The organism is uncultured Actinomyces sp. (assembly GCF_963526355.1).
GTDB lineage: Bacteria > Actinomycetota > Actinomycetes > Actinomycetales > Actinomycetaceae > Actinomyces.
The window spans coordinates 36,468-49,503 of sequence record NZ_CAUROW010000006.1; the positions used below are offsets into that span (position 1 = coordinate 36,468).

The window sequence follows — 13,036 nt, forward strand, 5'->3', positions numbered from 1 at the left end:
GATACAGGATCAGTACGCCAGCCGACGGCGCACCATGAGCATGGCAGCACCCGCGGCGCCGGTCCCCAGAGCCATCCAGGCAGCGGTTGTTCCAGCACCAGTCTGCGCCAGGGCCGAGCGGTTGGCACCACCCCGGTGCGACACGGAGGCCTGCTCGCGTGAAACAGCAGTGACCCCCTGGGCAGGCGCCTCCTCGGGCGCGGCGGGAGCCTCCTCGGCCCCCTGAGGCCCCCCGATCTGAGGTTCCTGCTGCACAGGATCGTCATCAGAGCCGGAGACGGCGTCCTGGCCACCCTGGCCCTGCTCATCGGGATCCGCCGAATTGTTCTGCTGCGCGGCAGCGCTGTCGGTGTCGGTGTCGGAGTTCTGCTGGTCGGTCCCGCTGGCATCGTCACCGGCAACCGAGATGGGGACCGGATCAAGGGAGGGGACAGGGTCCGGGATGGGAGCGGGCGTCTCGCCTCGGGGATCGGGAACGGCGGGAGCAGGCGTCTTGGGCTCAGGGTCGGCAGGCAAATCGGCCTTGGCGTCACTGGAGGGGGATGTCGCCTGCTCGGCCGCCGAAATGGGGCCAGAACCCTCATCCGCCGCAGCTGTACCAACAGGGACAACGGATAGAGCAACGGCGGCGGACGCGCTCATCCACACACTTCGCTTCATGGGAACTCCTTCAGCGCCAAGAACCCCGGGTTCTCGCGGCGGGTATTAAGACTTGGTTGCCGACACTTTACCCGGCAGCACCCCAGTTATGTCACGTCGCTACTACAGACAGCACCCCTTATGTCAGATACGTCACATAAAAGTGCTAGGTGGCTAAACCCTCAGACCCAAACCCTTCATCCGGGAGACCGCGCCCTGGGACAGAACCGCATGCAGCCGCTCAGGGGCAGTGGTTCCAAGCAGCTCGGGGAACTGGGCGAGCAGCCTCTGGAAGGTCCCGATCTCCTCACCAACGACGCGTCTGCTCCACAGGCCCAGACGCGCGGCCAGCTGCGGGTCGGCGGCGATAACCGTGTCAAGCTCAGCGATGGCGTAAGAACGGATCGGATCCTGGCCCAGCTCATCGATAAGCCCACTGCGCAGAGGCTCTGTCAGAGAGTCGCTCAGCGCCATGCCGAAGTCGATGAGCAGCCCGAAAGCAATGTAGGTCTTGACCAGGCGCTCAGCCCAGTCCAGGGGGCGCAGTCGCTCGTCGAAGTCACCGAGCACATCCGTGAAGCGCTCAGCCGCCCCGGTCGCGTCGATGCCGCGCACTGACGCCAGCGCCACCACGCGGTCGAAGGACTCGACCTCCCAGGCGCTCATGCGCAGCAGGTCGACCCGGGCGTTCATCCGCGGGGCCCGGTCGGCGTCCTTGGCGTAGCGCGTGCAGGCCGCCGTCCGGGAGACGGCGACGATTCCGACGACGGACAGCTCGTGGGGGCCAACCCGCATCGGGGTGGGGACGCTGGGCTGCGGTGACGGCGTCGGCATCTGAGTCATGCCCCCAATCGTAGCCAGGTCCTCCTCACGGCGACGCAGCGCCGTGACATCAACCACGCACATGGCGCGTTTCCTCGCCCAGAGGCGCCATCGGGACGTTTTCCCGCTACGCTGGCGGCGTCCACGGTTGCCCGGTCGTCAGATGGACTCAGCTTATTGACTCACGATCGGCTGCCGCACCCGACGGCGCCAACGCCCACGCAGCGCACCCGATGTGCGCGCGAGCGACAGCTGCGCCGGATCGGAACAACCTGACCAGAAGACAAGGAACCTCGTGAGCAACGAGCAGCACGGGGCCGACGCCGTCGAGCCCAGCAACAATTCCACAGACGAGCAGATCACCACCGACAGCGCAGGCTCCATTCCTGGCGCCACAGTATCCGGAATCATCGAGACGGCAGGCGCCCACGCCCCGGTCCTGGACGAGGCCACTCCCGACATCACTGACGAGGGCGACTCGACCGACCTGACCCGCAAGACCTTCGCCGACTTCGGCGTCGAGCCGGAGATCTGCGAGGCCCTGGATGCCAAGGGCATCACCCACCCCTTCCCCATCCAGGCCCTCACCCTGCCGGTGGCCCTGGAGGGGCAGGACATCATCGGTCAGGCCAAGACCGGTACCGGCAAGACCCTGGGCTTCGGCATCCCCCTGCTCATGGACACCCTGGGCCCCGGGGAGGAGGGCTGGGACGAGGATCCCGCCTCCGGCAGCCCCCAGGGTCTGGTCATCCTGCCCACCCGCGAGCTCGCCAAGCAGGTCGCCGAGGAGCTGACCACGGCTGCCGCGAAGCGCACCGTGCGTATCGTCCAGGTCTACGGCGGACGCGCCTACGAGCCCCAGATCGAGGACCTCGAGCGGGGAGCCGAGGTCGTCGTGGGAACGCCCGGCCGTCTCATCGACCTCATGGACCGCGGTGTGCTGGACCTGGCCCACGTGACCACCGTCGTCCTGGACGAGGCCGACGAGATGCTGGACCTGGGCTTCCTGCCCGACGTGGAGAAGATCCTGGCCCGCACCCGTACCGACCGCCACACGATGCTCTTCAGCGCCACCATGCCCGGCGCGGTGGTCGCCCTGGCGCGCCGCTACATGACCCGCCCCACCCACATCCGCGCCCAGGACCCGGGCGATGAGGGGATGACGGTCCAGACGGTCCAGCAGGTCGTCTACCGCACCCACTCAATGAACAAGGTGGAGGTCGTCTCACGAATCCTCCAGGCCGAGGGACGCGGACGCACCATCATCTTCACGCGTACCAAGCGCACGGCGGCCCGGGTGGCCGACGACCTGCGCTCACGAGGCTTCGCCACCGCCGCTCTCCACGGCGACCTCGGTCAGGGGGCCCGGGAACAGGCCCTGCGCGCCCTGCGCAACGGCAAGGTGGACGTACTCGTGGCCACCGACGTGGCCGCCCGCGGTATCGACGTCGACGACGTCACCCACGTCATCAACTACCAGTGCCCCGAGGACGAGAAGATCTACGTCCACCGCATCGGGCGCACCGGCCGCGCCGGCAACTCCGGCACGGCGGTCACCTTCGTGGACTGGGACGACGTGCCGCGCTGGCGGATCATCGCCAAGGCCCTGGGCCTGCCCATCAAGGAGCCGGTGGAGACCTACCACACCAGCGAGCACCTCTTCTCCGATCTGTCGATCCCCGAGAAGGTCACCGGTCGTCTCCCCCGCCACAAGCGCACCCTGGAGGGCCTGGACGCCGAGGAGATCGAGGACCTGGGCGAGACCGGCAAACGCGGTCGCAAGCAGTCCAACGGGCAGGGCGGGCGTGGCGGCCGCGGCCGTCGAGGCCGTGGCGACAGGAACGGCGGAGGCGGCCGGGAGCAGCGCAGCAAGCTCTCTCGACGCTCGATCGACGATGAGGTGAAACCGCGACGCAAACGTACCCGCAAGCGCACCCGCGGCGGCCGTCCCGTCGACGGGTCCACCAGCGAGTAGGGGCGGGTGAGCGCGGGCGCCGACGAGTCCGAGTCGGCGTCAGTCCGCTCAGTCGGCCCGGATCATCCGGACTAGAGGCGGATCGCCAGGAAGGCGAAGACGCCGTCGGCCATGATCTGGACGGCGATCGCCGCCAGGAGAAGTCCCATGACCCGGGTGAGGATCCGGATGCCGGAGGTGCCCAGCACCCGGTTGAGCCCCAGGGAGAAGCGCAAAGCGCCCCAGATGGCGATGTGCGTGCCGATGATCGCGGCCGTCACCGAGACCCATCCGGCCACGCCGCCACCGGTGGCGTCCACCGCGACCATGGCCGCGACAATCGCGCCCGGACCGGCCAGCAGAGGCGTGCCCAGGGGGACCAGGGCGGCGTTGGAGGAGACGGCGTCGGGGTCAGGACTCTCATCGACCTTGTCGGTCAGCAGCTCGAGGGCCACCAGCAGCAGGAGCAGCCCACCGGCCACCTGCAGAGCGGGCACCGAGATGCCCAGGAACTTGAGGATGTAGCGGCCGAAGACCGCGAACAGGAGGATGACACCGAAAGAGACCACGGTGGCCTGGCGTGCGGAGGCGGTGCGCTCGGCGGGGGTCTGCCGTGAGGTCAGGGACAGAAAGATCGGAATGGCGCCCAACGGGTCCTGGATGACCAGGAGCGTCGTGAAGGTCGTGGCGAAGACCGTGGGCTCGAAGACGGACTGCATAGCGGCTTTCTATCACCGGTTGTGGGCAAGAGTCGGGGCACGACTCAGGGTTTGACGAGGTCGAGGGCGCCCTCGTCGACGATCTGCTCCAAGAGCTCGGGGGGCATGAGGTTCTCCCCCAAGCGGTTGGGCTTGCCCGCGCCGTGGTAGTCCGAGGCCCCCGACAACCCCAGGTTCAGGCACTGGGCCAGGGCGCGCACCTGCTCCCGCTCCTCGGGGCCGTGGTCGCGGTGGTTCATTTCGAGGGCGGCCAGTCCGGCCTCAGCCATCTCGGCGAAGGTCTTGTCGGGCACGAGGCGGCGCTGGCGCGCAGAGGCACGCGGGTGGGCGGCCACCGGGACCCCTCCGGCAGCGCGCACCAGGCGACAGGCCTCGACCGGGTCCAGTGCCCAGTGGATGACGTAGTAGGGCGATCCAGTCGCCAGTGGACCGGCGAAAGCCGCGTTGCGGTCGGGGAAGGACCCGGCCGCCACGAGGGCATCAGCGATGTGGGGCCGGCCGATCGTATGGGCTCCGGACGACTGGGCCACGACGTCCTCCCAGGTGATCGGGAAGTCCTCGCCAAGGCGCTCGACCATCCGCTGGGCGCGGGTGTCCCGTGAGGTGCGGGCGTGGGCGAAGGACTCGACCAGGTTCGGGTCGTCGCCCCGGTGCAGATAGGACAGCAGGTGGAGCGTGATGCCGTCGGCGGCGCAGGAGATCTCGGTTCCGCGCAGGAGGGCGACACCGGTGGCGGGGACGGCCGAGGCCGCCTCGTCCCAGCCGGCCATGGTGTCGTGGTCGGTCAGCCCGACGACGTCGAGACCGGCCCCGGCCGCCTGGGCCATGAGCTCGGCGGGAGAGTCGGTGCCGTCGGAGCAGGCCGAGTGGGTGTGGGGATCGATGCGCACCGTGACAGTGTAAGGACGCGTGGGAGACTGGACGGTATGAGCGATCTGAGCCGCACGACAAGTACCGCACCCACCACGCAGCACGCCGACGACGCCCCGATCCGCTTCGGGGTGATCGGGGCCGGTTTCATCGCTCGATGGTTCGCCGAGGCCACGGCCCGGCAGCCGGCCGCCCAGATCGTGGCCGTCACCTCCGCCCGCCGCGAGCGCGCCTCCGCCTTCGCCCAGGAGCACGGGATTCCCCACGCCCACGCCTCGCTCGAGGAGATGCTCGCCGCCCACGGCCCGGGCTCGAGAGCCCCGCTCGACGTCGTCTACGTGGGCTCGCCCAACTCCCTGCACACGGAGCATACGATCGCGGCGCTGGAGGCCGGTTTCCACGTCCTGGTGGAGAAGCCCTTCGCGCTGACGGCCGCCCAGGCCCACGTGATGGTGAAGGCCGCCAGGCGAGCCGACCGCTTCCTCATGGAGGGGTGGCTATCCGCCTTCGAGCCCGGCGTGGCACGGTTGCACGAGGTGCTGGCGCGGCTGGGAGCGCTGCACCGGGTGGTGCTGTCCAAGGAGCAGTACTCCTCGCGGATGGAGGCCTACCGGGCCGGCCGGCTGCCGCCGGCCTTCGATCCGGCCCTGGGTGGCGGCTCCCTCATGGACCTGGGCATCTACCCGGTCAACCTGGCCATCCACCTGTTCGGGGAGCCGGATCGGGTGACGGCCACGGGGGAGCTGCTGGACTCCGGTGTCGACGTGCGGGGCACGGTCATCCTGTCCTATGACTCCGGCGAGCACGCTGGGCTGGAGGTCGTCTGCCTGCACTCCAAGACGTCCCCAGGAACGGAGTCGACCTTCGCCTCTGACCATGACGTCGTGGCCATCGATGACTGCCAGTGGCCTGAGCGAATCGAGCTGCGCGGGCCGGCCGCGGGCAGGAGCACGGGTGAGGGCGCACAAGTGCGCGAGGATCTGTCGGTCGAGCGCGGCGCCCAGCAGCCCGGCCACCAGCTAGCCCACGAGCTGGCTGAGGTCTGCCGCCTGGTGCGCACCGGAGCGAGGGAGTCCGCGCTGCACCCGCTGAGCAACTCAGTGGCGGCGATAGCCACGCTGGAGGAGGCTCGCCGTCAGGTGGGAGTGCGCTTCCCCGTCGATGAACAGGATTGATCCACGTCGATGGTCTCGACGCCGTCTCCTCCCCACCCGAAGGGGCTCGACGGTGGGATGATGCTGCTATGACATCGACCTCCTCAGCAGACGGCAACCCATCCGACGAAGCCTCCTCCTCTCCGGAGGCCCCCCAGTCCTTGGCGGCGCGCGGCTCCAACCGGTCCCGCCAGCCCGACAACCAGGCCTTCAGAGACTTCATCGGCTCAGGCTGGGGCCCTCGCCCCGAGGGTCTGCCCTCCCGCAGCGAGGCGGCCCCCTGGGCGGCGGCCCGACGTGAGGCCCTCGGAAGGCTCTTCCCCGGCGAGCGCCTCGTCCTGCCCGCGGGTGCGCTCAAGGTCCGCAACAACGACTGCGACTACCGCTTCCGACCCCACAGCGCCTTCGCCCACATGGCCGGCACCGGCACGGACTTCGAGCCCGACGCCGTGCTCGTCCTGGACCCACTCACCTCGCCGGCCCAGGACGCGGACTCCCCGGACAACACCGTTGACGTGGGTGGTGCCGCCCCGACGCATGAGGCGGTCCTCTACTTCCGACCTCGGGCCTCGCGCTCCAGCCAGGAGTTCTACGGCGATCCCCGTTACGGCGAGCTGTGGGTGGGCGTGCGCCCCTCTCTGGAGGAGGTCGAGTCGTCCACCGGCATACGCTGCGCCCACATCGACTCCCTTCCTGACGCCCTGGCCAAGGACGCCGGTCCCGGCGCGGTCCAGCTGCGCGTCGTCGCCGAGGCTGACGAGACCGTCACCGCTCTGGTGACCACCACCCGCCAGCAGGTCGGGCTGGAGACCGGCGAGGCCGCCGCCGAGGTGGACGCCGGCCTGGCCGAGGCCACCAGCGAGCTGCGCCTGGTCAAGGACCCCTGGGAGATCGATCAGCTGCGTGCCGCCGTCGCCGCCACCAAGGCCGGCTTCGACGACCTCATCCGCTCCATCCCGCGGGCCCGCGGTCACTGGCGCGGCGAGCGGGTCCTGGAGGGGGCCTTCGGGGCCAAGGCACGTGAGGAGGGCAATGGCCTGGGCTACGACACGATCGCCGCGGCCGGTAACCACGCCAACACCCTGCACTGGATCAACAACGACGGCGCCGTCGAGCCCGGTCAACTGGTCCTGGTGGACGCCGGCGTCGAGGTCGACTCCCTCTACACCGCCGACGTCACCCGCACGATCCCGGTCGACGGTCGATTCACCGAGGCTCAGCGCAAGATCTACCAGGCGGTCCTCGACGCCGCCGATGCCGCCTTCGCCCGTGCGGGCACGCCGGGCTGCCGCTTCAAGGACGTCCACGCCGCCGCCATGGAGGTGATCGCCGCCCGCCTGGAGGAGTGGGGGATGCTGCCCGCAGGGGTGGGCGCCGCCGACTCACTGGCGCCCGAGGGCCAGTACCACAGGCGTTGGATGGTCCACGGGACCAGTCACCACCTGGGCCTGGACGTCCATGACTGCGCCCAGGCGCGCCGCGAGATGTACATGGATGCCGAGCTCAGGCCAGGCATGTGCTTCACCATCGAACCGGGCCTGTACTTCCGCGAGGACGACCTGCTGGTGCCCGCCGAGATGCGAGGCACCGGCGTGCGCATCGAGGACGACGTCGTCGTGCGCGAGGACGGCGGCGTGGAGCGTCTGACCCAGGACGTGCCCCGCACCGTTGAGGAGGTCGAGGCCTGGGTGAGTGGGCTCATCGGCTGAGCACTTCGCCTGACACGCGTTCATGCGGGCCGGACCGGTGACCACTGAGAAGCCGACCCGGCCCGTCATCTGGGACGAGCCCGCGAGAAGCGGGTCCCCCACCCCCTTGCATATCATCGGCATTCACAAATAGCATCGTCACATGACGATGAAACATGGTTTACTCCCCGAGGACCGCCCTCAAGACCACGGCGCCGTGCACGAGGCATCCACCGTGGCCTCCCTGCTCGACGTCCTGGGGGACGCCACACGCCTGGCGATCCTGCGCCACCTCCACGGCGGCGAGCACCGGGTGGTGGAGCTGACCGAGCACCTGGGTCTGGCCCAGTCGACCGTCTCCCAGCACCTGGCAATCCTGCGCAGCGCGGGCCTCATCTCCAGTCACTCCCACGGGCGGGCCAACGTCAGCCGGATCGAGTACCCCGAGGCCATCGAGAAGGTGCTGGCCGCTACCGAGTCCTTGGCCGCCGTCATCGCCGACTCATCCACCGGCCAGGATCGGGAACCGCTATGAGCGCCTTGAACGGCCACGAGCACCACGGCCACTCCCCCGCCGCCCTTGAGGACCCTCACGGGCACTCCCACAACCACGGGACCGGCGCCTCGCACGGCCGGCTCCTGGTCGCCCTGTGCCTGTCAGTCACTGTTCTGACGGCCGAGATCGTCACGGCTCTTCTCACCGGGTCGCTGGCTCTCCTGGCCGACGCCGGGCACATGCTCACCGACGTCGTCGGCCTTGTCATGGCCCTGATCGCCGCACATCTGTCGGGCCTACCTGCCACGGACCGTTCCACCTGGGGCATGCGTCGCGCCGAGGTCATCGGGGCCGCACTCCAGGCGGGCATGCTCGCCGTCGTCGGCGTCTTCGTGGCCTTCAAGGCGATTCACAACCTGCTGGTGGCCCCGCAGGTCGAGGCCTCCGGCATGCTCGTCATGGGAGTCATCGGACTGGTCGCCAACGTCATCGCACTGCTGGTCCTCTCCGGCGGGCACACGAGCAACAGCGACAACCTCAACATGAGGGCCGCCCTCCTCGAGGTCCTCAACGACGCGCTGGGGTCCGTGGGCGTCATCGTCGCAGCCGCGGTGGTGGCCCGCACCGGCTGGGCCCGAGCCGACGCCGTGGTCTCCCTCATCATCGCCGCCCTCATCCTGCCCCGGGCCGTGACGCTGCTGCGTTCGGCCCTGGCCGTCCTCATGGACTTCACGCCCAAGGAGCTGGACCTGGCGCAGGTGCGCACCCACATGCTGGGCATCGACCACGTCGAGGAGGTCCACGACCTGCACGCCTGGACGGTGGCCTCGGGGTTGCCGGTGCTGACCGCGCACGTCGTCGTCCGGGACGAGTGCCTGCGCGATGGTCATACCGAGGAGATCCTCGACCGGCTCCAGAACTGCGTGGCCGAGCACTTCCCGGTCAGGATCCAGCACACGACCCTCCAGCTCGAGCCCGTCTCGCACCTCGAGCACGAGGCCGCCTACTGCTAGCAGCAGGCCTCAACTGCGGCGGTAGCGCTTGCGGGTCGGCTCGGGGATGTGGGCCGGTTCCCCGCCCTCCAGGTGCTCGCGGGCGAAGGCGAGCGCACTGGCGAGCCCCTCAAGGCGCTGTGCGGACGTCATCGACCTGGTAGTCACCTCGACGACCACTTGTCCCCCGCCGGCCCCGAAGCCGGTGGCCACCAAGTGCCTGAGGACTCCGGCACAGTCCTGGTTGCCCTGCCCTGGAAGCAGGTGGTCGTCCAGAGGCCCGGGTACGCCGTCGGTCAGGTGGAGGTGGCGCAGGGTGGGCCCCAGGGAGCGGGCCATGGCCAGCGCGTCGGAGCCGGAGGTAGCGGCGTGGGAGATGTCCAGCGTCACCGACTTGTAGCCCTGCCCCACCGGGTCCCAGGTGGGTGAGTAGGCCTGGAAGTCACGGGTGGAGTGGGCGTGACGGGGTCTCCAGGTGAACATGTTCTCCACCGCCAGGTGGATGCCAGTGGTGGCCTCGCGCTGCGCGACACCGGCGACGAAGGAACGCGCGTAGCGGGTCTGCCAGAAGAAGGGCGGGTGCAGCACCACGGTGGGCGCCTCGAGGTAGTGGGCCAGCTCGATGGAACGGTCCACCTTGTCCCACGGATCGGCTCCAAAGACCCCACGGGTCACCAGCAGCGTGGGGGCATGGACCGCCAGCACCGGCTGCTCGTGCTTCTCCACCAGAGCCGCCAGGCGGATGGCGTCCTGAGAGGCCTTCTCACCCCAGACCATGATCTCGACGCCGTCGTAGCCCAGTTCCTGGGCAATCGCGAAGGTGTCGGGAACGCTGCCGGGAACCACACTGGCGGTCGACAGTCCCACCGGAATACTCATCACTGAATTCCCTTGTCCCTCAGTGCTCGTCAGTCGACGTCAGTCATTCCCACCGGAGCCGGCGACGTCATCGGAATCCCGCGACGCCGTCGTACCGCCCGCCCCCGTCTGATCCTCCCGTCGTGAAAGGCGCAGGAACGGGTCATAGTCCTCGGGGACGGCAGGAGCATCCGACCGAGGCCCCGGGGCGATGTCGGGCGCTGCGTCGGAGATCGTGCCGTGGGCGCTGCTGCCGGCCTGCGGCAGACGCACCCCGAAGCGGGGCTGCTCGTCAGGACGGGAGCCGAAGGCCGTCGGCCCGGAGACCTCCTCCCGTGCCCGACGACGCTCCTGGGACCGTCGCTGGGCCTCTCCCCCACGCGAAAGGTTGCCCGGAACATCAGTCAGTGCCTGGGCGGCCTCATGGACCTCCTGGGCGGCGATGATCGAGTAGCGCGAGGCCACGACCTGGCTGATCGAGGTGAAGTCGCGCCGCCCGCGCGTCAGGGCATAGCTGAAGAGCTGGAAAACGATGCCCCACAGCACTCCCAGCAGGACACAGACCCAGAAACTGAGCCGGGGCCCGTTGCTGCCTGCCACCGATATGATGAGACCGAAGAAGACCCCGATCCACAGACCGCTCATGGCCCCCGACATCGCCGCACGTCCCCAGCTCATGCGCCCGGTGATGCGCTCGACCTGGCGGAGGTCGGTGCCGATGATCGCCAGGTGCTGGACCGGGAAGCCCTGGTCCGACAGGGCGTCGACCGCCCTCTGCGCCTCGGGATAGGTTGCGAAGGAGGCCACCTCCTCCCCCTGAGGCATGACACCACCGCCGGGCGAGGTCAGGGAGGACAGCGGGCTCGGATTGGCACTCATAGGGGTTATCGTCGCACGGGCGGGCACGCGGTACAGACCCATCGGCAGGCATTCACGCCTCAGGCGCATAGGCTTGGCTTGTGGAGAACACCAGGACGCGCACGACCAGCAGGGTTTTTGTGGCCCGCCTCATCGGTACCTCCGTCTTCGACCCCCTGGGCGATGCGGTGGGCAAGGTCCATGACGTCGTCGTCCTGCTGCAGATGCGCGGGGAGCCGCGGGCGGTCGGATTCGTCATCGAGGTCTCCAGCCGGCGCCGCGTCTTCCTGCCCCTGTCCCGGATCACCGCGATCGAGCCCGGTGCCGTCATCACCACCGGACTGATGAACATCCGCCGTTTCACTCAGCGGCACGTGGAGACCCTCGTCGTCGGTGAGCTGCTGGACCGGGTGGTCACGATGCGCGACGGCTCCGGGACCGTCACCGTACGGGACGTGGCCATCGAGCGCGACCGCGGCATGGACTGGAAGGTGACTCGTCTGTTCGTCCAGCGGGCCTCCACCGGGCCGCTGGGCCTGCGCCGCGGGGAGACCTTCACGGTACGCCCCGACGAGGTCAGCGGCCTGGCCGCCAGCGCCGACCAGCAGGGAGCCACCGCACTGCTGGCCACCCTGGAGGACCTCAAGCCCGCCGACCTGGCGGACGTCATGCGGGACCTGCCCCAGGACAGCCAGATGCGCGTGGCCGCCGAGCTGACCGACGAGCGCCTGGCCGACGTCCTGGAGGAGCTCGGCAACGAGGACGCCGTCGCGCTCCTGTCCCGTCTGGAGGCCGGGCGCGCCGCCGACGTCCTGGACGCCATGCAGCCCGACGACGCCGCCGATCTGGTCGCCGACCTCCCCCAGCTCAAGGCCACCGAGCTCCTGGGCCTCATGGAGCCTGAGGAGGCCGAGGACGTGCGCCGCCTCATGGCCTACGACGACTACACCGCCGGTGGCCTCATGACCACCGAGCCGATCATCCTGCCCCCCGAGGCGACGGTGGCGACCTTCCTGGCCCAGTCCCGCAAGGCCGAGATCCCCCCGGCCCTAGCCGCCATCGGCTTCGTGTGCCGACCTCCCCTGGAGTCGCCCACCGGCAAGTTCCTGGGCATGGTCCACTTCCAGCGGACACTGCGTGAGCGCCCCCAGCGACTGGTCGGGTCGATCGTGGACACCGACGTCGACTCCGTGCGAGCCGAGGACTCCATCGGTACCGTCACCCGCCTGCTGGCCACCTACAACCTGACGGCCCTACCGGTCCTCGACGACGCCGGACGCCTGCTGGGCGCCGTCAGCGTCGACGACGTCCTGGACCACCTCATGCCCGACGACTGGCGCGTGGCTGATGAGGCCGTCACCGACGAGACGATCGAGAGGGGAGCCAATGCCTGACCAGCTCGACCAGCCGCTGCCCGACAACCGCCTGCGGTGGCTGCGCAGGACCCACCCCGCCCGAGCCTCCCGCTCCGACGGGTTCGGCCGCTTCGCCGAGGCGACCGCCCGCTTCATGGGCTCGCCCCAGTTTGTGCTCTACATGTCGATCTTCGTCATCGCCTGGATCGTGGCGAACCTCGTTCTGGCCAAGGTGCAGCGGGCATGGGACCCCTACCCCTTCATCCTGCTCAACCTGGCCTTCTCCACCCAGGCCTCCTACTCGGCTCCCCTCATCATGCTGGCTCAGAACCGGCAGGACGACCGAGACCGCGTCACCGCCGAGCAGGACCGCCAGCGCGCCCAGCGCAACCTGGAGGACACCGAGTTCCTCACCCGGGAGATCGCCGCCCTGCGCCTGGCCATGAACGACGTCGCCACCCGCGACTTCGTGCGCAGCGAACTACGTGACATGCTCAGCGAGATCCTCGCCGAGGAGCGCCTCACCCGAGAGGAGATCGCCGAGTTCCAGGACAGCGGCGACGACGAGCCCGGCACCGCTCAGGAGCAGCACGCCACTCACTGAGGACCGTCTCCCGCCCCCACGTGGGAC

General features: G+C 69.4%; 13 protein-coding genes. 7 read left to right on the forward strand and 6 right to left on the reverse strand.

All coding sequences use genetic code 11. From position 1 onward, the window contains the following. Positions 1 to 9: 9 nt before the first annotated feature. Positions 10 to 660, reverse strand: coding sequence for a peptidase (locus RWR81_RS03100; protein ID WP_314454237.1), 651 nt, complete (start codon positions 658 to 660; stop codon positions 10 to 12). Positions 661 to 813: 153 nt separating this feature from the next. Then, positions 814 to 1,545 carry a ferritin-like fold-containing protein gene (locus RWR81_RS03105; RefSeq protein WP_314454240.1) on the reverse strand — a complete coding sequence of 244 codons (732 nt, stop codon included), beginning with the start codon at positions 1,543 to 1,545 and terminating at the stop codon, positions 814 to 816. Positions 1,546 to 1,756: 211 nt separating this feature from the next. Between RWR81_RS03105 and RWR81_RS03110 the strand changes: the two genes are divergently transcribed. Beyond that, positions 1,757 to 3,436 (forward strand): DEAD/DEAH box helicase, encoded by a 1,680-nt coding sequence (locus RWR81_RS03110; protein WP_314454243.1) that lies wholly within the window; start codon positions 1,757 to 1,759, stop codon positions 3,434 to 3,436. Between the two features lie 71 nt (positions 3,437 to 3,507). Here the strand turns inward: RWR81_RS03110 and RWR81_RS03115 are convergent, their stop codons facing one another. Next, positions 3,508 to 4,134 carry a MarC family protein gene (locus RWR81_RS03115; RefSeq protein WP_314454245.1) on the reverse strand — a complete coding sequence of 209 codons (627 nt, stop codon included), beginning with the start codon at positions 4,132 to 4,134 and terminating at the stop codon, positions 3,508 to 3,510. Positions 4,135 to 4,178: 44 nt separating this feature from the next. Further along, positions 4,179 to 5,024 carry a PHP domain-containing protein gene (locus RWR81_RS03120; protein ID WP_314454248.1) on the reverse strand — a complete coding sequence of 282 codons (846 nt, stop codon included), beginning with the start codon at positions 5,022 to 5,024 and terminating at the stop codon, positions 4,179 to 4,181. Between the two features lie 36 nt (positions 5,025 to 5,060). On the opposite strand from RWR81_RS03120, the gene RWR81_RS03125 reads away from it, so the two are divergent. The 4 genes from RWR81_RS03125 (at position 5,061) to RWR81_RS03140 (ending at position 9,355) form a co-directional block, all read left to right on the forward strand. Beyond that, positions 5,061 to 6,179 carry a Gfo/Idh/MocA family oxidoreductase gene (locus tag RWR81_RS03125; RefSeq protein ID WP_314454249.1) on the forward strand — a complete coding sequence of 373 codons (1,119 nt, stop codon included), beginning with the start codon at positions 5,061 to 5,063 and terminating at the stop codon, positions 6,177 to 6,179. 68 nt (positions 6,180 to 6,247) lie between these two features. Then, positions 6,248 to 7,867 (forward strand): Xaa-Pro aminopeptidase, encoded by a 1,620-nt coding sequence (locus tag RWR81_RS03130; RefSeq protein WP_314454252.1) that lies wholly within the window; start codon positions 6,248 to 6,250, stop codon positions 7,865 to 7,867. A gap of 142 nt (positions 7,868 to 8,009) precedes the next feature. Continuing rightward, positions 8,010 to 8,381: a metalloregulator ArsR/SmtB family transcription factor gene (locus tag RWR81_RS03135; RefSeq protein WP_314454255.1), complete on the forward strand. Its 372-nt coding sequence runs from the start codon at positions 8,010 to 8,012 to the stop codon at positions 8,379 to 8,381. Continuing rightward, a complete protein-coding gene (locus RWR81_RS03140; protein ID WP_314454259.1) occupies positions 8,378 to 9,355 on the forward strand; it encodes a cation diffusion facilitator family transporter in 978 nt (325 codons plus the stop codon). The genes RWR81_RS03135 and RWR81_RS03140 overlap by 4 nt, the downstream gene beginning before the upstream one ends. A 9-nt stretch (positions 9,356 to 9,364) precedes the next feature. Here RWR81_RS03140 and RWR81_RS03145 read toward each other — a convergent pair whose 3' ends face one another. Beyond that, a complete protein-coding gene (locus RWR81_RS03145) occupies positions 9,365 to 10,213 on the reverse strand; it encodes a sugar phosphate isomerase/epimerase (protein WP_314454261.1) in 849 nt (282 codons plus the stop codon). Positions 10,214 to 10,252: 39 nt separating this feature from the next. Then, complete coding sequence (locus RWR81_RS03150; protein ID WP_314454264.1) at positions 10,253 to 11,071, reverse strand: general stress protein; 819 nt, start codon at positions 11,069 to 11,071, stop codon at positions 10,253 to 10,255. A gap of 80 nt (positions 11,072 to 11,151) precedes the next feature. Between RWR81_RS03150 and RWR81_RS03155 the strand changes: the two genes are divergently transcribed. Both RWR81_RS03155 and RWR81_RS03160 read left to right on the forward strand, forming a co-directional pair. Further along, positions 11,152 to 12,444, forward strand: coding sequence for a magnesium transporter MgtE N-terminal domain-containing protein (locus tag RWR81_RS03155; RefSeq protein WP_314454268.1), 1,293 nt, complete (start codon positions 11,152 to 11,154; stop codon positions 12,442 to 12,444). Next, positions 12,437 to 13,009: a DUF1003 domain-containing protein gene (locus RWR81_RS03160; protein ID WP_314454271.1), complete on the forward strand. Its 573-nt coding sequence runs from the start codon at positions 12,437 to 12,439 to the stop codon at positions 13,007 to 13,009. Before RWR81_RS03155 ends, RWR81_RS03160 begins: the two co-directional genes overlap by 8 nt. The last annotated feature ends 27 nt before the right edge of the window (positions 13,010 to 13,036 follow it).

What these genes read in the sequence shown, in the direction of transcription:
- RWR81_RS03115 (WP_314454245.1), bottom strand. Translation starts at nt 4,134, where the DNA reads ATGCAGTCCGTCTTCGAGCCCACGGTCTTCGCCACGACCTTCACGACG.
- RWR81_RS03150 (WP_314454264.1), bottom strand. Translation starts at nt 11,071, where the DNA reads ATGAGTGCCAATCCGAGCCCGCTGTCCTCCCTGACCTCGCCCGGCGGT.
- RWR81_RS03125 (WP_314454249.1), top strand. Translation starts at nt 5,061, where the DNA reads ATGAGCGATCTGAGCCGCACGACAAGTACCGCACCCACCACGCAGCAC.
- RWR81_RS03145 (WP_314454261.1), bottom strand. Translation starts at nt 10,213, where the DNA reads ATGAGTATTCCGGTGGGACTGTCGACCGCCAGTGTGGTTCCCGGCAGC.
- RWR81_RS03140 (WP_314454259.1), top strand. Translation starts at nt 8,378, where the DNA reads ATGAGCGCCTTGAACGGCCACGAGCACCACGGCCACTCCCCCGCCGCC.
- RWR81_RS03130 (WP_314454252.1), top strand. Translation starts at nt 6,248, where the DNA reads ATGACATCGACCTCCTCAGCAGACGGCAACCCATCCGACGAAGCCTCC.
- RWR81_RS03160 (WP_314454271.1), top strand. Translation starts at nt 12,437, where the DNA reads ATGCCTGACCAGCTCGACCAGCCGCTGCCCGACAACCGCCTGCGGTGG.
- RWR81_RS03135 (WP_314454255.1), top strand. Translation starts at nt 8,010, where the DNA reads ATGACGATGAAACATGGTTTACTCCCCGAGGACCGCCCTCAAGACCAC.
- RWR81_RS03105 (WP_314454240.1), bottom strand. Translation starts at nt 1,545, where the DNA reads ATGTGCGTGGTTGATGTCACGGCGCTGCGTCGCCGTGAGGAGGACCTG.
- RWR81_RS03100 (WP_314454237.1), bottom strand. Translation starts at nt 660, where the DNA reads ATGAAGCGAAGTGTGTGGATGAGCGCGTCCGCCGCCGTTGCTCTATCC.